We start from the raw sequence: 17,290 nt of genomic DNA on the forward strand, positions 1-17,290 counted from the left end.
TATTTCGCCGGTTTCCCGGAATTCCCGGCCGAGTCCAGTCAGCGGGACGTCACCGGCCGAGGAACGCGAGCACGGCGGCTTCCCAGGCGTCCTTCTGTTCGATCATGACCCAGTGCCCGCAGTTCGGGAAAATGTGCACCTCGCCCCGCGGAAGAGCGCGCATCGGGAGCAGCGCCATGTCGACCGGGCTGACGCGGTCGTCGCGGCCCCAGGTGACCAGGGTCGGGAGGTCCAGCCGGCGAAGCTGCGCCCAGGCCGGGGTTTCCGCACCGCGCGCGGCGGCCGCCATTCCGGCCAGCGCCGCCGCGCCGTACATCCGGCGCGAGTTCTCGAGGGTGGCCGGATCCGTTGCCTGGCTCCAGCGTTCCTCGATCATTTCCTCGGTGACCAGCGCCTGGTCGTAGACCATCGAACGCAGCCAGGCGACGAGCGCGGCACGGGTCGGGTTTTCGACGAACTCGCTGAGCCGGACGATGCCTTCCCCTGGCTGGGCACTGAAAATCGGGGTGCCGATGCCGCCGATCGTGACCAGCCGCTCGACGCGTTCCGGGGCCGAGAGCGCGAAATCCGTCGCGACGAAGCCGCCCATCGAGTTGCCGACGACGCGCACGCGGTCCAGCGAAAGACCGTCGAGCAGCGCGCGCACGGCGGTCCCGGCGGACTGCATCGGGTGGACGGCGCCGAAATCGTCGCTGACCCCGAAGCCGGGGAACTCGAGCACGATCGTCCGGTAGTGCCGGGCGAAGGCGGGCAGGTTGGCGCCGAAATTGCGCCATCCGGTCACGCCGGGTCCGGAACCGTGCAGCAGCACCAAGGGCGGGCCGTCGCCGCTTTCGCGGTAGCGGAGGACGCCGTGTTCGGTGGGGAGTTCGAGCAGTTCGGGGGTCATGGGTCGACCTTGCCAGCGGAACCGGGAGCGTTCGGGCCGCCGTCCCGATCAGCGGACGCTCAAGCGCTGATCCGCCCGTAACGGCCCCGGAAGAACACCAACGGCTCCAGATCCGACGAATACAGATGCCGCACCCGGGAAACCGCGATCGTGTGATCACCCGCCGCATGCTCGGCATCCAGCTCAGCCTCGATCCACGCCAGCGAATCAGCCACCACCGGCGCACCCGACGGCGACGGCGTCCACTCGATCCCGGCGAACTTGTCGGCGCCCCGCGCGGCCAGCTGGCGGCAGACCGTTTCCTGCGACTCGGACAGGATGCTGATCGCGTAGCACCCCGCCGACCGCACGCGCGGCCAGGACGTGCTGGTCGCCGCCACGCAGAACGCGACCAGCGGCGGGTCCAGCGACACCGACGTGAACGAGTTCGCCGCCAGCCCCACCGGGGAGCCGGTTTCCGGGTCGATTCCGGTGATCGCCACGACGCCGGTCGCGAAATGGCCGAGGACCGTGCGCAGCCGGGCGGGGTCCGATACTCCAGTCATGCCAAGGCTCCCTTCGCCGCGGCGCGTCCGGCCCGGCGTCCGTAGAAGCTGCCGTCTCCCAGCGAAGCGCCGCTGACGTAACCGCCGGTGCAGATTCCCGCGGTGCAGCGTCCGGCGGCGAACAAGCCGGGGATCGGCGCGCCGGACACGTGCAGCACTCGCGCGTCCAGGTCGGTCCGCAGGCCGCCGAGGGGGAACCCGGCGGTGGCGCCGCGCAGGTCGAACGCGGCGACGGCGCCGGTGAGCGGGCGCAGCCATTCCGGTTTCTTGCCGAACAGCGGGTCCCGGCCTTGCGCCGCGTAGGTGTTGTAGAGATCGACCGTGGTTTGCAGCGCCAGCTCTGGCAGGCCCATGTCCGCTTCCAGTTCGGCGACGGTCTCCGCGGCCCAGGTCGGCGGCACGCGGAAGGCCGGCGTCGCGGTCTCGGTGGCGAGCGCTTCCTCGTGCGCCCGTTCGTCGATCACCAGGTACGCCTGGTTGTCCTGGTGGAACAGTGTCGCCTGGCCGATCCGGCCGGGGTAGGTGTCTTCGGTGATATAGCGCTGCCCCTGCCCGTTGACGAGAATGCCGCGCGCGATCGTCTGCGGGTCGCCGAAGAACGCGACTTCGGTGGCGTTCAGGTGCGCGGTCGCCGCGCCGAGCGCGGCGGCGGCCAGGATTCCGACGCCGTCGTGTTCCTCGATGGCGGCTCCCGGACGGCCGGTCAACAGCGGCGCGTGGTCGGCGACCATCTGCTCGGAGTAGGCGAATCCCCCGGTGGCCAGGACGACACCGAGGTCCGCCCGGACGGCGATCTCCCGGCCGTAGCGCCGGGCGAGCACTCCGACGACTCGCGAACCGTCCACGATGAGACGGCTCAGGCGAACGTCGTAGGAAACGCGTACTCCCAGCGCTTCGGCGGTCTCCGCGAGCGGCTTCATCAGCATGTACCCGCCGCCTCGCTCGCCGGTGCGTTTAGCGCGCATCTGCGGCACGTGGCCGCGCGGCGCGGGGCGGGCGATCGCGTTGAACGGGGCCGCGTTCTCGCCGCCGGAGTAGGCCAGGCCCTCGTCGTGCGGCGGTTCCCAGCCGGGCTCGTCCCAGAGTGCCGCGCGGAAGGGCACGCCGTTGTCGACCAGCCAGTCGTAGTGTTCCAGGCTGCCGCGGCAGTAGTCGGCGATCTTGGCTTCGTCCGCGCCCGGGCCGACGGCCGCGAGCAGGAACTTCTCCATGTCCTCCACGCTGTCCTCGAATCCGAGCGCGCGCTGGAGCGGAGTGCCGCCGCCGAGGTACACGAAACCGCCGGCCAGCGCCGCCGCGCCGCCCCAGCCGCCCGTGCGTTCCAGGATCAGCACCTGCGCGCCGGACCTCGCCGCTTCGATCGCCGCGGACACGCCCGCGATGCCGTACCCGGCGATCACCACGTCCGCGCTCTCGTGCCATTCGGCGATCCCGGCGGCCGGGACCGGACGCAGTTTGTCGGTCGTCATGGATCAGCCCTTCCTAGGCCAGGAGGTCCCGCATCATCTGCCAGAGCTTCTCGCGCGCGGGTTCGGTCAGGGACAGCGCCGGGATCGTCAGGAAACCGTGGAACAGGCCCTCGAACCGGTGCGCGGCGACCGCGACCCCGGCGTCCCGCAGGCGCTGCGCGTAGTCGTCGCCGGAGCTGCACAGCGGGTCCAATTCCGCGGTCGCGACCACTGCGGGCGGAAGGTCCGCCAGCGACTCCGCCCGCGTGGGCACAAGGTAGGGGCTGTCTGTTCCGTTCGGCGCGTATTGCGCCCAATACCACCGCATCGCGGTCTCGGTGTTGTAGTAACCCTCGCCGTAGCGCCGGTAGGACTCGGTGGAGAAATCGTCGTCGATCACCGGGTACAGCAGGACTTGCCCGGCAATCCGCGGACCGCCGCGGTTGCGCGCCGCGAGGCTCACCGTGGCGGCCAGGTTGCCCCCGGCGCTGTCGCCGGCCACGACGATGCGGCCCGGGTCTCCCCCGTACTCGGCGGCGTGCTGCGCAGCCCAGACCACCGCCGCGTACAGGTCCTCCATCGCCGCGGGTCCGGGATGTTCCGGGGCCAGCCGGTAGTCGACCGCGAGCACGACGGCTCCGACCGCGGCGGCCATGGAGCGGCAGAACTCGTCGTGGCTGTCGAGGTCGCAGAACACGAACCCGCCGCCGTGCGCGAAGACGACCACGGGAAGCGGCGCGTCGTCGTGCGGGACGTAGATCCGCACCGTCAGGTCTCCGCCCGGACCGGCGAGCACCCGGTCTTCCGCGGTCCGCAGGTCCGGCTGACGGGTCAGCGGCGCCCGGCGGGACCGGATAATCGCGCGCAGTTCGGCGGGATCGTGCCGGGTCACATCCGGGAAGCTGGCCAGAGCGGCCAGCATCGCCTTCACCTCGGCCCCGGCAGGATTGTCCAGGACGAACCCGCGATACCCGGCGGCCACGACGTCGTCGCAGATCGCACGGTATTTGCCGAGCCCGCCCACGTACGGCATGAACACGCGCGGTTTGCCGGGGATGTTCGCGCCGAGGTACCACGAATTGGCGGCTGGGAACAACGTCGCCGCCGCGTTCGCGTTGCACTCGGCCACCCAGTGCGCGACGGCTTCCTCGGTCGCCTCGATGGTCGACACGCGGTTCTCGTCGAGATAGTCCACACAGGACGCGATCCAGTCCACGTGCTGTTCCGCGGTCAGCACCATGTTCGCCAGCACGCTCGGGCTGCCGGGCCCGTTGGCGACGAACATGTTGGGGAATCCAGCGACCGCCAGGCCGAGGTAGGTGCGCGGGCCCGCCGACCACGCGTCGCGCAGCGTGCGCCCGCCGCGGCCGCGGATGTCGATCCGGGACAGCGAACCGGTCATCGCGTCGAAACCGGTGGCGAAGATCAGCAGGTCGAGTTCGTGGAGAGCGTCCGACGTGCGGACTCCCTCCGGCGTGATCTCGGTGATCGGCGTGCGCCGGAGGTTGACCAGCCGGACGTTTTCCCGGTTGTACGTCTCGAAATAGCCGCTGTCGGTGACGATGCGTTTCGTGCCGATCGGATGGTCGTCCGGGATGAGCTGTTCGGCGACGTCCGGATCGCGCACCAGCTCGCGGATCTTGGCTTCGACGTACTCGCGGGCGGTGTCGTTGGCGGCGAGATTGGTCGTTTGATCCGGGAACGCCTTGGCGAACAGGTATCCCCCGCGTTCCCACCACTGGTCGTAGATCCGGGTCCGCTCGGCGGCGTCGACCTCCAGCGCGCCGCGCGGATGCGGGCTGTTGGGCGTGCCGCCGCCGCTGATCCGCGAAAGCCGCCGCCGTTCGGGATAGCCGGCCTTGATTTCCGCGATGTACTCCGGCGTCAGCGGGTGGTTCCGCGCGGGAATCGAATAATTGGGACTGCGCTGGAAAACCGTCACCCGCGCGGCGGTTTCGGCGACGACCGGGACCGTCTGGATCCCGGACGACCCGGTCCCGATCACGCCGACGCGTTTGCCCTCGAATTCCACGGCGTGGTGCGGCCAGGCCCCGGTGTGGTACAGCTCGCCCGCGAAACTGTCCCGGCCCGGGATGTCCGGCATATTGGTCGCGGACAGCACACCGGTGGCCAGCACGAGAAACCGCGCACTGACGGTCCGGGCGGTGTCGGTGCGGATCGTCCACCGCCCGGACCTCTCGTCGTACTCGGCCGCCGTCACCCGGGTCGAGAACTCGAAGGCCGGACGCAGGTCGTAGCGGTCCGCGACGTGGTCGAGATACCGCAGGATCTCTTCCTGGGTCGCGAACCGCTCGCTCCACGTCCAGTCCTGCTGCAGTTCTTCGTCGAACGAGTAGGAGTAGTCGACGCTTTCGACGTCGCATCGCGCGCCGGGATACCGGTTGTGGTACCAGGTGCCGCCCACTCCGGCCGCGCTTTCGAAGCCCCGCACCCGCATGCCGCGCGCGCGGAGTTTGTGCACCGCGTAGAGACCGGCGATCCCGGCCCCGACGACGACTGCGTCGAAACAGTTGTCCACGTTCGTTCCCCTAGGTGCGGCGGGCTCGGTCAGGCTTCTCCGCGCGCGGCGGCTTCCTTCATTTCCTTCATCCAGAGCCATTCGTGGCCCCAGTAGCTGTCCGCGGTGATTTCCTCGGCGGTGTAATAGCTTTCGTCGACGAGCTGGCCGCCGTAGCCGTACTCGATGTCCCAGCCGCCGGGCACGCGGACGTAGAACGAGATCATCTTGTCGTTGGTGTGCCGCCCCAGCGTCGAGGACACCGGGAAATCGCGTGCCAGGACCTGGTCGTAGGCGCGGCCGACCGCGTCGAGCGAATCGACCTCCACCATGACGTGGATCAGGCCCGGGTCGCGCCCCTCCAGGCTCGGCATGATCGCCAGGCTGTGGTGGCGCTGGTTGATCCCGAGGAACCGGATCCGCAGCGGCCCGGCTTCCGGCGGGCCGGGCATCCGGAACGCGCCGCGCGACAGGAAGCCGAGCGTCTCGGTGTAGAACTCGAAGGATTCGTCGAAGCTGGTCGTCGGCATGACCACGTGCCCGAGGCCCTGCGCGCCGGTGACGAACTTGTGCGCGTACTTCGTGAGCACCGGGCTGTGTTCGAGCACCGGACCGTGGAAGAACTCGAGCGGCGTGCCGCCCGGATCCTTGGCCGAGAACCCGGCCTCGACCTTGCGCCGGTCGGCGAGTTCCTGCGACATCGGCGTGCACTCGACGCCAGCCTTTTCAAGCGTCACCTGGAGCCGGCGCAACGCCGGGGCGTCCCGCACCTCCCAGCCTACCGCCGTCACGCGGTCGGCGTCGCCGTGCTCGACGGTGATCCGCGATGGCCGCTCGTCCATCCGGAAGTGCAACGCGTCCTTCTCGTCGCCGAAGCCCGGCGCGAAACCGAGCACGTCGAAGCCGAGTTCGCGCCAGCGCTCGAGGTCGGTGGCGATGACCCGGACGTAGCCGAGTCCCTTGATTTCGCTCATCATGGGGTCCTTTCTCAGATCATCACGCGAAGCGGGCCCTGCGGGACCTCGACGTGCAACGACGCCAGTGCGGCGGCGTGGTAGGTGGTGCTCGTGACGTGGATCGCGTGGTGCAGACCGGCGTGCGCGTCGCGCCAGAAACGCTGCAGCGGGTTGTCCATCCGCAACGCGTTCCCTCCGGCCCGGTCGAAGATCTCGTCCGCGGCGCGCACCGCCCGCCAAGCCGCGCGCGCCTGGTCCCGGCGGACCTGGGCGCGGGTGGCGAAGTCGATCTCCTCGCCGCGGTCGACCCTGTCCCAGATCCGGTCTACATTGGACAGCAGCTGCTGGCGGGCGGCGTCGATCTCCGAAGCCGAATCGCTCAGCGCGTGCAGCACGTACGGGTCGTCCTTGACGAGCGTGCCCGTCGCGCCGACCCGGTTGCGCTGGTACTCGATCCCGGCGGCCAGCACGCCCTCGCAGATGCCGATGGTGGCCGAGGTGATCCCGAGCGGGAAGATCGTCGACCACGGCATCTTGTACAGCGTCTCGGTGACGCCGTACTCCCGCGCCGCCGAGCCGTCGATGACCTTGTCCGCGTCCATCACCCGGTACGCCGGGACGAACGCGTCCTTGACCACGATGTCCTTGCTGCCGGTGCCGCGCAGGCCGACGACGTCCCAGGAACCGTCGACGATCTCGTAATCCGACCGCGGCAGGATCACGTGCATGCTGTGCGGCGGCATCAGCGGCTTGCCGTCCTTGCCGCCGAGCATCGCGCCGAGGAAGATCCAGTCGCAGTGGTCGGTGCCCGAGGAGAACTGCCAGCGGCCGTTCAGCACGAACCCGCCGTCGGCCGGGACCGCGACGCCGGCGGGCATGTACGGCGACGCCTGCCAGGTGTCGGTGTCCTCGCCCAGGATCTCTTCCTGCACCTTCGGATCCGCGAAGGCGAGCTGCCACGGGTGGACGCCGACGATGCCGCCCACCCAGCCCGCCGAACCGTAGATGCTCGCCGTCTTCATTACCGTCTCGGCGAATTCGCGCGGGTGCGCTTCGCAACCGCGGTACTTCTTGCGCTGCAGCAGACGGATGATGCCCGCTTGCTTGAGCCGCTTCGCCATGTCGTCCGGCAGCCGGCCGAGCGACTCGCCTTCCTCGGCGCCGGCCCGGAGTTCGTCGGCGATCGCCTCGATGTTGTCGATTGCTGCATTCGGCATGAAGGCTCCTTCTGTGCGAGTCGAGCTTGCCAACCGGAAAGCCGGACCGGCCCCGGTCTCCTGATGAGTGGAACAGCGGTTTCAGTACTCGATCGCGATCTCGTCGCTGACCGGTTCGGCCTGGCACGCCAGGACGTAGCCCTCGGCGAGATCGTCCTCGGTGAGAATCTCGTTGTGCGCCAGGGCGACTTTGCCTTCCGTCAACGCGCACACGCACGCGCTGCAGGCGCCTTCGCGGCACGAGTACGGCGCGTCGACGCCCGCGGCGAGAAGCGCGTCGAGGAGTTTCTGCCCGGTTTCCCACGGGACGACGCGGTCCTCGCCGTCGAGCGAGACCCGCACCGTGCAGGCGACCTCGCCGGTCCCGGATTCCGCGGCCGCGAACGGATCTTGCTGCAGGGAAAGGAATCGCTCCGAGTGCACCCCGGCCGTTCCGACGCTCGCGCAGACCTCCGCCGCCAATTCCATCAACGGCTCCGGCCCGCAGAGGTAGACCTCGCGGTCGGCGAACGGACGCAGCAACACCGTCAGCAGGTTCCGGCTGGGATATCCCTGCAACGATTCCAGGAGGTGGAGCACCGTGAAGCGATCCGGAAACTTGCTCTCGAGGGCGGCCAGTTCCGCCGCGAAGATCACCGACGCCTCGTCCCGGTTCGCGTAGAGCAGCACCACTTCCCCGCTGCCGCCGAACAGGATCGACTTCGCGATGGCGAGCACCGGCGTGATGCCGCTGCCGCCCGCGAGCAGTACCACGGATCGGTCCAGCGAAGCGGGCGTGAAGGTCCCGGCGGGCGGGAGCACGTCCAGTTCCGCGCCCGCGGTCACGGTGTCGCACAGCCAGTTGGACCCGTGCCCGCCCGGTACCCGTTTGACGGTGAACTTCATCGCCTCGTCGCAGTGCGGAGAACTCGACAGCGAGTAGCAGCGGGCGGAACCCGTTCCGGCGTCCGGGACCCGCACGGTCAGGAACTGCCCGGCGCGGTAGCCGAACGCGGGTTCGCCCACCGGCTCCACGACGAACGAGCGCGCGTCGGCGGTCTCCTCCACGACGGCGGTCACCCGGACCCGTTTCCCGCGCGGACCCGCCGCGGCGCCGGTACTCGTTTCGGTGGACATCCACCCTCCTGGTCGTCGTCCCTCGCCCCGCCGGACGGGGCCTGCGAACGGTACGGCCGCGTCCGCCCGCCGGACCGCGGTCGTTTCGCTGACTGGGAGACGAGTCGCGAAAGATCTTGCGCGGCAGGCGCTTCCGCCCAGGTGGAAGACCGTTTCCGCGCTCGGTATCCCACCAAGCGGTTGCTCGGTCCCCCGGCCGGCCCCGGCTGTGCTTGCATCCCCGCATGCCGACCATCGACAAGATCACCGACACCGTCGCGGAGTACGTCCGCAGGCTCGAAGCAGGCGACGCGGCGCGGATCGCCGCGCTTTACGCCGAGGACGCCACCGTCGAGGACCCCGCGGGCAGCGCGGTGCGCAAAGGCCGGGAGGCCATCGCCGCCTTCTACAGCGAACTCGACGGCCTCGCCCTCACCGCCGAGCTGCTCACCGTCCGCGCGGCCGGCGACACCGCCGCCTTCCACCTGCGCGTGATCACCACGACCGAGGAGTTCGTCAGCTCGATCGAACCGATCGACGTCATGACGTTCGACGAACGCGGCCGGATCACGAGCATGCGCGCGATCTGGAGCCCGGCCGACGTCGCCCACCACCGGCGTTCCAGTCAGTGAACTGTGCCCGGGTTCATGAGCCCGGCGCTTGTTAGAACCGGAACGCACCGGACCGACAGCTCCCCACCTACCCTTTCCAGGAGAGCGCGATGACTTCTCTGCAACCGGACGAAATCCGCGTGATCGAAGCGGATTCGGCCCCCGCCCGCTTCGCCCGCGGCTGGCATTGCCTGGGCCTCGTCCGCGATTTCGCCGACGGAAAACCGCATACCGTGCACGCCTTCGGAACGAAACTCGTGGTGTTCCGCGGGGCGAACGGAAAGATCAATATCCTCGATTCCTATTGCCGGCACCTCGGCGGCGACCTGTCCCAAGGCGAGGTCAAGGGCGACGAGATCGCCTGCCCGTTCCACGACTGGCGCTGGGGCGGCGACGGCCGGTGCAAGCAGATCCCGTACAGCAAGCGCGTCCCGATGCTCGCGCGGACCCGGGCGTGGACGACCCTGCAGCAGGACGGCCTGCTGTTCGTCTGGCACGACCCGGAGGGCAGCAAACCGGCCGACGACGTCGCCATCCCCCGCATCGAGGGCGCGGAAAGCGACGAGTGGACCGACTGGCACTGGTACACGACCGTCGTGAACACCAACTGCCGCGAGATCATCGACAACGTCGTCGACATGGCGCATTTCTTCTACGTGCACGGCTCGCTGCCGACGTACTTCAAGAACGTCTTCGAGGGCCACGTCGCGACCCAGTACATGAACGGCGACGCCCGCGACGACTACCCGGCCCCCGAGGGACAGCCGAAAATGCTCGGCACGACGTCCGTCGCGTCGTATTACGGCCCGTCGTTCATGATCGACGACCTGACCTACCACTACGAATTCGGCGATCACCACACGGTCCTGCTCAACTGCCACTACCCGATCAGCCCGGATTCGTTCGTGCTGCAGTACGGGATCATCGTGAAGAAATCGGCCACGCTGCCGGAGGACGCGGCGACGGAGTCGGCGATCGCGCTCGGCGACTACATCAAGGTCGGCTTCGAGCAGGACGTCGAGATCTGGAAGAACAAGGCCCGGATCGACAATCCGCTGCTGTGCGAGGAGGACGGCCCGGTGTACCAGCTGCGCCGCTGGTACGAGCAGTTCTACGTCGACGTCGCCGACATCCGCCCGGAGATGGTGGACCGGTTCGAGTACGAACTGGACCTCACCCGGCCGACGCAGGCGTGGCACGACGAGGTGGCCGCCAACGTCGCCCGCCAGGCCAAGCCGACGGAGACCGCGCCGTGAGCGAACCCAGGACCGACAACCGGCTCGACGACGTGCCGATGCAGCCGCTGCGGTGCCAGCACTGCGCGGCGCGGCTCCTGGTGCGCAAGAGCACGGTGCACCAGACGAGCCTGCAGTGGAATGCCGCCGCCGTCGAAACCTGCGCGGAACTCGGCGCTTCGCCGATGCCGGGGCCCGCGCTGGCCGGATGTTCGCGGCTCAAGGAGTCCCTGGACGCCGAAGTCGCCGCCGGACGGCTCCGGATCGTCCAGCCGGTCTGACCGCTCAGGTGCGCCGTGCCCGGTTTGCCCGGGCCCGGCGCACCTCTCTGTCCGCCGGCCGGTTTACAGCCGGGCGCCGATGTGCCTACACTCCAAGGTGTCAGATTCTGACAGGTAGTCTCAATCTGACATACGCAGTCTGGAGGTGGTGTTGCAATGGCGCACATCGAGGAAGCCCCCGCGGCGATGATCGACCGCGTCGCGTCGCTGCTGGAGTCCTTCGTGGGCGAACGGCCGCTGACGCTGGCCGAACTCGCCCGCCGCTCCCACGTGCCGAGGTCGTCGGCGCACCGGATCCTGCAGCGGCTGGTCGAACTCGGCTGGGTGGAGCGCAAGGAGTTCACCTACACGCTGGGGGTGCGCATGTTCGAACTCGGCTCGCAGTTCACCCGGCGGCGCACGGTTCCCCGCGCCGCCGTCGCGGTGATGGCCGACCTGCACCGCCGCAGCGGGCTCACGGTGTACCTGAGCATGCTGGTCGGCGCCGAGATCATGCACCTCGAACGGATCGGGTCGTGGCCGTCGGCCTCCGGGCAGTGGAGCGCCGGAGCCCGCCAGCCGGTCCCGCTCACCGCGCCGGGCCGCGCGCTGCTCGCCACCCTCTCCCCCGGCCAGTGGCCGGAGCTGCGCTTCGGACACGCGCCGACCCAGTACTCCATCCAGTCGCGCAGCCAGCTGATGCGCGACCTCGCCCGGGTCCGCGACCGCGGCGGGGTGGCGGTGGACGCGCAGGGCAACCATCACGGCGTGACCGTGGTGGCCGCTCCGATCACCACCATGGACGACGACGGGCACTTCGCGCTGTCGGTGTGCGGGCCGACGCGGGCGCTCGATCTGGTCTCGACGATCACCGAGGTGCGCAATGCCGCGGCCACGGTGTGGCGGGTCGCGAACGGCGTGCCCACGCTGCGGCCGCGGGCGGTCCCGGACCTGCCCTCGCCGGGGGCCGAATTGCAGCTGGCCAACGGAGGGCCCGCTTCCGGCTGACCGGCCCTCGCCGCGGGGCCGGCCAGCCGGCGCGTCAGGCGGTCTGGCCGCCGTCGATCACGAAATCCTGGCCTGTGCAGTAACTGCTGGCGTCGCTGGCCAGAAACGCCACCAGCGCCGCCACCTCGCCGGTGGTGCCGGGACGGCGGATCGGCTGCCCCGCCACCGCACCGCCGCCCGCGCGAGTCGTTTCGGAGATCATCTGCGTGTCGATCGCTCCCGGGCAGACGCAGTTGACCCGGATGCCGAACTCGGCCAGTTCCTTGGCCGCGGATTTGCTCGCCCCGCGCAACCCCCATTTCGACGCGCTGTACCCGAGGCCGCCCGCGAAACCCGTCAACGCCGCGGTCGAGGCGACGTTGATGATGGAACCGCCTCGGTCGCGCATCAGCGGCAGCACGGCTTGCATCCCGAGCACGGGACCGATCAGGTTCACGCCCAAGGTTTGCGCGAGATGGTCTTCCTCGAAGCTTTCCAACGGGGCCTTGCGGTAGAACCCGGCGTTGTTGACGAGCACGTCGACCCGGCCGAACCCGGCGCGGGTGCGCTCCATCGCGGCGGCCCAGTTTTCCTTGCGGCGCACGTCCAATCCGACGGCGAGCGTCTCGCCGTCGATCCCTTCCGCGACTGCGGCGACGGCGTTTTCGTCCAGGTCGGCCAGGACGACGCGGGCGCCTAACCGCGCGGCAGTCCGGGCGTGTTCGGCGCCTTGCCCTTGCGCGGCACCGGTGACGAACACGATTTTGTCCCGCAGATCCACGAGCTGATCGGTCAACGTTCCACTTCCTTCGCGTGTTTTCACTTCCCCGCCGCCGTCGACCGGGAGGCATACCCCGGTGACGAACGGCGCGTCCAGCAGCAAAAACTCAATGGCCCCGGCCTGTTCTTCCGGTTCGGCGAGCCGCCCGAGCGGCGTGCGGGCGCACGTGTCGCCGGTGTCGTACCCCTGGTCGATCATCTGCTGGACCATGGGAGTCAACGTGTGCCCCGGCGCGACGGCGTTGACCCGCACACCCCGGTCAGCCCACTCGATCGCCAGGTTCTCGACCAGCTGGCGGATCGCCGCCTTGGCCACGCCGTAGTCGGCCTGATTGGCCCAGCCGCGATACGCGGTGGTCGAGGCCAGTGCCACGATCGAGGCGGGAGGATCGGGGAGCGCGCGCACCAATTCCCGGGCCACCACCAGCGTGCCTACGACGTGCACGTCGAGCACGCGACGGTAAGCGTCGAGATCGAGGTGCGGGAACGAACTGGCCGCGGATGCCGTGACTGGCGACCAGCCGGCGCACCGGCCCCGCGTGGCGCGCGGCCTCGGCGAAGGCGTCGCGCACCTCGTCCTCGTTGGTCACGTCCACCCGGAAGTCCTGGAGCAGGCCGGAAAACTCGCCTTCCAGGGGCGGTGGCGGCTGCTGGTCGAACACTGTCACCGCCAGTCCTCGGTCGAGCAGCCCGCGGACCGCGGCGAGCCCGATTCCGCTGCTTCCTCCGGTGACGATCGCGTGTTCCTGGTGCGTCATCCATCGAACCTAGCAACTGCTTGGTTGTTCCGAAACCCGGCCCGTGGCACGGGATTGACCGGCGCCGCCCGGAAACGTAAGCTCGAACCAAGCATTTGCTTTGTAACGGAAGAAGGCTGCCCTTGAAGGATTTCGCCGGCAAGCCGGGCGTCGCGGTCGTCACCGGCGGGACGGGAGGGCTGGGCGCCGCGATCTGCCGGACCCTCGCCCGACGCGGGTCCGCGATCGCCTTCGCCTACCGCAGCGATCACGAAGCTGCGCAGCACCTGGCCGACGAACTCGGTGCGGCCGCCGATCCCGTGGACCTCACCGATGCCCAGCAGGCCAAGGCCTATCTCGGCAGCGTGGTCGCGCGTTTCGGCGCGATCCACACCGTCGTCCACGCCGCCGGGCCGCTCGTCCCGCAGCGGCATCTGTCCACAGTGGATCCGGAAGATTTCGGCAGGCATCTCGCCGCGGAAGCCGCCGCGTTCTTCAACCTCGTCCGCCCGGCGCTGCCCGCCCTGCGCGCCAGCCGAGGCTCGATCGTCGCGGTCACCACGGCCGCGACCAAGCGTTACCCGGTCCGCGACGGCCTTTCCGCCGGACCCAAGGGCGCGGTGGAAGCGACCGCCCGCGCGCTCGCGGCCGAGGAAGGCCGATTCGGCGTCCGCGTCAACTGCGTCGGCCCCGGAATGCTGACCGACGGCATGGCGGCGGCCCTGATGGCGAACGGAGAGCTGGCCGAACGCGCCCTCGACGCTGCTCGGCGCGCCATCCCGTTGCACACCTTCGGCAGCGCACAGGACATCGCGGAAGCGGTGTGCTTCCTGGCCTCGGACCGCGCCGGATTCATCAGCGGCCAGAAACTCGACGTCGACGGCGGATACGGCGTCTGACCCGCAGAGAACCGGGGCATAGTCGGCTCGGACCTCCCAGCGACCGGAGCAGCGACTGACCGGCAAGAACCCCGGGCGCCATCGGCCCGGGGTCCCTGATCTGCCGTCACTTAGCCTTGTTCTTCGCTTCTTTCGCCTTCCCCTTCAGCGTGCCCGCCGCGTTCTGCGTCGGCGAGTACGTCCCGTACAGCGCAGGATCCGGCTTCGGCGCCGTACCCGGACCGCCGAGGGGTTTCGGGTCGGTGAGATACTCGATGCCCTCCCCGCCGAAGCTCCAGCCCGCCTTCGCTCCGTCCGGGCCGTCCGACAGGTGCCACACCGTGTTGTTGTGGTCCTGGTTTTCCTCGTCGAACAACGCGTTCGGCGCGATCTCGCTCTCCAGGCCGTCGGCCTTCAGCTCCTCGATCGCGGCCAGCCACTGCTTCTGGTGCACGGTGTCGCGCGCGAGGTTGAACTGCAGCATCGCCTTCACGCCGGGGTCGTCGGTCATCCGGTACAGCCGCGCGGTCTGCAGCCTGCCCTGCGCCTCGGCCGCGGCGTTCGCGCGGAAGTCGGCCAGGAGATTGCCGGAGGCGACGATGTACTTGCCGTTCCACGGGGTGCCGTTCGAATCGGCGGGCAGCGCGCCGCCGCCGGCGACGATCGCCTGCTGCGGGTCCATCCCGCCGAGCACCGCCGCCATCACCGGGTCCTTCACCGCTTCCGCGGTCGCGGTGGCCGGCGCGCCCTCCAGCAGCCGCGCGACCATCGTGGCGAGCATTTCGACGTGCCCGATCTCCTCGGTCGCGGTGTCCATGATCAGGTCCTTGTACTTGCCCTCGATGCGGCAGTTCCAGCCCTGGAACAGATACTGCATGGTCACCGTCATCTCGCCGTACGCGCCGCCGATCAGCTCCTGGAGCTTGTGCGCGTACACCGGATCCGGCTTCTCGGGCTTCGCCTCGAACTGCAGCAGCTTGGTGTGTCGGAACATCAGCGTCCTTTCCCGGGGATTCGAGCCGGGCGGCGTGCCCGGCGCGTCCGGCAGGAGTGCCCCCGATCCCCCGGCCTACACCCGGCGACCGGTTGAATTTTCACGGAGTCCGGCGGGGCAGCGGCGCGGTGGCGGGCCCTTCGAGCACGGTGCCGTCGACGTCGAACCGCGAACCGTGGCACGGGCAGTCCCAGCTGCGTTCGGCCGCGTTGAACCGCACGAAACAGCCGAGATGCGTGCAGCGCATGGACACCGCGTGCAAGATGCCGTCGCGGTCTCGGTAAACGCCTTTGCGACCGGGCCCGTCGGCCAGCACTTTCGCCTGGTCCACCGCGATGTCGTCGGTGCTTTTCGCGTCGGCCTGGCGGAGCCGGTCGCCGACGAAGTCCTTCGCCACCTTAGCGTTCTGCTGCACCAGCTTCGAGGCCGACTTGAGCGAAACCCGTTGCGGGGAAAAGAGTTCCCGGTGCGGATTGGCCGATCCGGTGATCCCGTCGGCGACGACGGCCGCCGCCGCGGCGCCCATCGCCAAGCCCCATTTGCCGAACCCGGTTTCGACCCACAGCTTCCGCGCGCCCGGGAAGTACGGCCCGGCGATCGGGATGCTGTCGTAGGCCTTCGGATCCTGCGCGGACCACCGGTGCGTGACCGCGTCGAGGTCGAAATGGCGCGCGGCGAACTCGGCCAGCTCGGTGTAGCGCGCGAAATCGACCGGGTCGCCCGCCGGATGGCCCTGGCCGCCGAGGATCAGCCGGTCCTCGTAGGAGGCGAAAGACCACAATGGACTCCCGGCGCTGATCGCCAGCTCCTGCGGCGGTTTGCCGGACTTGAGCGTCGCGGCCACGCAATACGACCGCTGTACCTCCAAGCGGGGGAAGAACAACCCGCGATCGAGGATCGGGTAATGCGTTGCGATGACGACGTTTTCGGCGTCCAGCGCGCCGTCGTCGGTCGTGACGTGATACGGCGGCGCCGCGCTGACCTGCCGCCCCCGGCTGTTCTCGAATACGCGGCCGCCCTCGGCCTCGACGGCGTCGGCGAGCCCGCGCACGTAGTCGGCCGGATGGAGCGCGAGCTGCTCGGGCAACCGCACCGCGCCGTGCACCGGGACCGGCAGGTCGAGCGTGGTCGTCCACTCGACCGGCAGACCGGCCCGCGTCGCGGCCTCGTACTCGGCGCGCACGGTGTCCGCCTCGTCGGCGTGCATCGCGAACGTCGCGGCGGGCAGCCTGCGGAGGCCGCACGCGATGGGTTCGGCCAGCTCCGCCACCAGTTCGACCCCGGCCAGCGCCGCCTCGGCGTAGGCCGCCGCGGTGGCGGCGTCGTGCTCGCGGGCGAGCGTCGAGTACACAGTGGACTGCAACGCGGTGACCTTGGCGGTGTTGTTGCCGCTGGCCCCCTCCGCGACGCGGCCCGCTTCGAGGACGGCCACGTTCACGCCTCGCCGGGCGAGCAACAGGGCGGTGGTCATCCCGGCGATGCCGCCGCCGACGACGGCGACCTCGGCGCGTTCCCGGCCGCTCAGGGCCGACCGGCTGCTCGCGGACGCGGTCGCGAGCCACAGGGACTGGTCTGCGGTGGTGGTCATCAGTGGTTCCTCCGGGTGCCCGTCGGGAGGACGCCGAGCGCGATCATCACCGCCGCCAGGCCGAGGTGCAGCCAGTTGTCGGCGGTGTTGACCGGGATGAAGTTGGCCGAGCTGCCGTGGTCGACGACCAGCCCGTACACCCACAGCGCCAGGTAGACGACCCCGCCGACGACGAGGTAGTTCTTCGCGCCCGCGGGCGTCCGGGCCAGTGCGAGCCCGGCGACGCCGAAGGCCAGGTGCACGATGTTGTGCAGGATCGAGACGCTGAACAGCCCGAGCAGCAGCGCGCCCGAATGGTGCCCGGCGCCGGCGAGCTGGTCGTAGTTCGCGGTGACGCCCGGGACGAACCCGAGGATGCCGACGAGCAGGAACACCGCGCCCACACCGGCGGCGGCGAGCTGGCGCGGGGTGCGCCGCGCAACGGCTGTACTCATGACCGGAGCCCTCCCTGAATAGCCCGCGCCGGGTCCGGCGCGGAGCCAGCCGGGTAACCGGTGCGCGATCGGGCAAACCTCCGCCTGGTCGAGCCGCGGCCGGATCCCGGTTTGAAGC

The 17,290-nt window shown here is 69.7% G+C and carries 16 protein-coding genes and 1 pseudogene; 5 read left to right on the top strand and 12 right to left on the bottom strand.

Features of this window, described 5'->3' with window-relative positions; translation table 11 throughout:
- Positions 1 to 49: 49 nt before the first annotated feature.
- From CU254_RS23410 to CU254_RS23440, 7 genes are all read right to left on the bottom strand, one after another.
- Positions 50 to 889: an alpha/beta fold hydrolase gene (locus tag CU254_RS23410; RefSeq protein WP_009079958.1), complete on the bottom strand. Its 840-nt coding sequence runs from the start codon at positions 887 to 889 to the stop codon at positions 50 to 52.
- Between the two features lie 59 nt (positions 890 to 948).
- The gene (locus CU254_RS23415; RefSeq protein WP_009079960.1) at positions 949 to 1,434 is read right to left on the bottom strand and encodes a flavin reductase family protein; all 486 of its coding nucleotides are present in this window, start codon (positions 1,432 to 1,434) and stop codon (positions 949 to 951) included.
- Positions 1,431 to 2,903, bottom strand: coding sequence for an FAD-dependent oxidoreductase (locus CU254_RS23420; RefSeq protein WP_009079962.1), 1,473 nt, complete (start codon positions 2,901 to 2,903; stop codon positions 1,431 to 1,433). The genes CU254_RS23415 and CU254_RS23420 overlap by 4 nt, the downstream gene beginning before the upstream one ends.
- A 13-nt stretch (positions 2,904 to 2,916) precedes the next feature.
- Positions 2,917 to 5,421, bottom strand: a complete 2,505-nt coding sequence (locus CU254_RS45020) for an alpha/beta hydrolase fold domain-containing protein (RefSeq protein WP_286156971.1) — start codon at positions 5,419 to 5,421, stop codon at positions 2,917 to 2,919.
- Between the two features lie 29 nt (positions 5,422 to 5,450).
- A complete protein-coding gene (locus tag CU254_RS23430; RefSeq protein ID WP_037717793.1) occupies positions 5,451 to 6,374 on the bottom strand; it encodes a VOC family protein in 924 nt (307 codons plus the stop codon).
- 14 nt (positions 6,375 to 6,388) lie between these two features.
- The gene (locus CU254_RS23435; RefSeq protein WP_009079968.1) at positions 6,389 to 7,573 is read right to left on the bottom strand and encodes an acyl-CoA dehydrogenase family protein; all 1,185 of its coding nucleotides are present in this window, start codon (positions 7,571 to 7,573) and stop codon (positions 6,389 to 6,391) included.
- An 81-nt stretch (positions 7,574 to 7,654) separates the two neighbouring features.
- Positions 7,655 to 8,689, bottom strand: a complete 1,035-nt coding sequence (locus CU254_RS23440) for a ferredoxin--NADP reductase (protein ID WP_009079972.1) — start codon at positions 8,687 to 8,689, stop codon at positions 7,655 to 7,657.
- Positions 8,690 to 8,913: 224 nt separating this feature from the next.
- Here CU254_RS23440 and CU254_RS23445 point away from each other — a divergent pair, with 224 nt between their 5' ends.
- The 4 genes from CU254_RS23445 to CU254_RS23460 all read left to right on the top strand — a co-directional run bounded on the left by CU254_RS23445 (position 8,914) and on the right by CU254_RS23460 (position 11,782).
- Positions 8,914 to 9,300: a nuclear transport factor 2 family protein gene (locus CU254_RS23445; protein WP_009079974.1), complete on the top strand. Its 387-nt coding sequence runs from the start codon at positions 8,914 to 8,916 to the stop codon at positions 9,298 to 9,300.
- An 89-nt stretch (positions 9,301 to 9,389) separates the two neighbouring features.
- On the top strand, positions 9,390 to 10,535 hold the full coding sequence (locus CU254_RS23450) for a Rieske 2Fe-2S domain-containing protein (RefSeq protein ID WP_037714584.1): 1,146 nt from the start codon (positions 9,390 to 9,392) through the stop codon (positions 10,533 to 10,535).
- The gene (locus tag CU254_RS23455) at positions 10,532 to 10,795 is read left to right on the top strand and encodes a hypothetical protein (protein WP_009079978.1); all 264 of its coding nucleotides are present in this window, start codon (positions 10,532 to 10,534) and stop codon (positions 10,793 to 10,795) included. Before CU254_RS23450 ends, CU254_RS23455 begins: the two co-directional genes overlap by 4 nt.
- A 156-nt stretch (positions 10,796 to 10,951) precedes the next feature.
- Positions 10,952 to 11,782 carry an IclR family transcriptional regulator gene (locus tag CU254_RS23460; protein WP_009079980.1) on the top strand — a complete coding sequence of 277 codons (831 nt, stop codon included), beginning with the start codon at positions 10,952 to 10,954 and terminating at the stop codon, positions 11,780 to 11,782.
- 34 nt (positions 11,783 to 11,816) lie between these two features.
- On the opposite strand, the gene CU254_RS44670 is transcribed toward CU254_RS23460, so the two are convergent.
- Positions 11,817 to 12,584: an SDR family NAD(P)-dependent oxidoreductase gene (locus CU254_RS44670; RefSeq protein WP_353611802.1), complete on the bottom strand. Its 768-nt coding sequence runs from the start codon at positions 12,582 to 12,584 to the stop codon at positions 11,817 to 11,819.
- Positions 12,585 to 12,650: 66 nt separating this feature from the next.
- Positions 12,651 to 13,299: pseudogene (locus CU254_RS45025) on the bottom strand (SDR family NAD(P)-dependent oxidoreductase); the annotation flags it as partial.
- Between the two features lie 122 nt (positions 13,300 to 13,421).
- Here CU254_RS45025 and CU254_RS23475 point away from each other — a divergent pair.
- Positions 13,422 to 14,177, top strand: a complete 756-nt coding sequence (locus CU254_RS23475) for an SDR family NAD(P)-dependent oxidoreductase (protein WP_037714586.1) — start codon at positions 13,422 to 13,424, stop codon at positions 14,175 to 14,177.
- Positions 14,178 to 14,283: 106 nt separating this feature from the next.
- On the opposite strand, the gene CU254_RS23480 is transcribed toward CU254_RS23475, so the two are convergent.
- The 3 genes from CU254_RS23480 to CU254_RS23490 all read right to left on the bottom strand — a co-directional run bounded on the left by CU254_RS23480 (position 14,284) and on the right by CU254_RS23490 (position 17,172).
- Positions 14,284 to 15,150 carry a manganese catalase family protein gene (locus CU254_RS23480; RefSeq protein WP_009079986.1) on the bottom strand — a complete coding sequence of 289 codons (867 nt, stop codon included), beginning with the start codon at positions 15,148 to 15,150 and terminating at the stop codon, positions 14,284 to 14,286.
- Positions 15,151 to 15,250: 100 nt separating this feature from the next.
- Positions 15,251 to 16,738 carry an FAD-dependent oxidoreductase gene (locus CU254_RS23485; RefSeq protein ID WP_037714588.1) on the bottom strand — a complete coding sequence of 496 codons (1,488 nt, stop codon included), beginning with the start codon at positions 16,736 to 16,738 and terminating at the stop codon, positions 15,251 to 15,253.
- Complete coding sequence (locus CU254_RS23490) at positions 16,738 to 17,172, bottom strand: DUF4383 domain-containing protein (protein ID WP_009079990.1); 435 nt, start codon at positions 17,170 to 17,172, stop codon at positions 16,738 to 16,740. Before CU254_RS23490 ends, CU254_RS23485 begins: the two co-directional genes overlap by 1 nt.
- Between the last annotated feature and the right edge of the window lie 118 nt (positions 17,173 to 17,290).

Source organism: Amycolatopsis sp. AA4, from assembly GCF_002796545.1.
GTDB lineage: Bacteria > Actinomycetota > Actinomycetes > Mycobacteriales > Pseudonocardiaceae > Amycolatopsis.

Coding starts and splice junctions, on each gene's coding strand:
- CU254_RS23410 (WP_009079958.1), bottom strand. CDS start 889: ATGACCCCCGAACTGCTCGAACTCCCCACCGAACACGGCGTCCTCCGC.
- CU254_RS23415 (WP_009079960.1), bottom strand. CDS start 1,434: ATGACTGGAGTATCGGACCCCGCCCGGCTGCGCACGGTCCTCGGCCAT.
- CU254_RS23420 (WP_009079962.1), bottom strand. CDS start 2,903: ATGACGACCGACAAACTGCGTCCGGTCCCGGCCGCCGGGATCGCCGAA.
- CU254_RS23430 (WP_037717793.1), bottom strand. CDS start 6,374: ATGAGCGAAATCAAGGGACTCGGCTACGTCCGGGTCATCGCCACCGAC.
- CU254_RS23435 (WP_009079968.1), bottom strand. CDS start 7,573: ATGCCGAATGCAGCAATCGACAACATCGAGGCGATCGCCGACGAACTC.
- CU254_RS23440 (WP_009079972.1), bottom strand. CDS start 8,689: ATGTCCACCGAAACGAGTACCGGCGCCGCGGCGGGTCCGCGCGGGAAA.
- CU254_RS23445 (WP_009079974.1), top strand. CDS start 8,914: ATGCCGACCATCGACAAGATCACCGACACCGTCGCGGAGTACGTCCGC.
- CU254_RS23450 (WP_037714584.1), top strand. CDS start 9,390: ATGACTTCTCTGCAACCGGACGAAATCCGCGTGATCGAAGCGGATTCG.
- CU254_RS23460 (WP_009079980.1), top strand. CDS start 10,952: ATGGCGCACATCGAGGAAGCCCCCGCGGCGATGATCGACCGCGTCGCG.
- CU254_RS23480 (WP_009079986.1), bottom strand. CDS start 15,150: ATGTTCCGACACACCAAGCTGCTGCAGTTCGAGGCGAAGCCCGAGAAG.
- CU254_RS23485 (WP_037714588.1), bottom strand. CDS start 16,738: ATGACCACCACCGCAGACCAGTCCCTGTGGCTCGCGACCGCGTCCGCG.
- CU254_RS23490 (WP_009079990.1), bottom strand. CDS start 17,172: ATGAGTACAGCCGTTGCGCGGCGCACCCCGCGCCAGCTCGCCGCCGCC.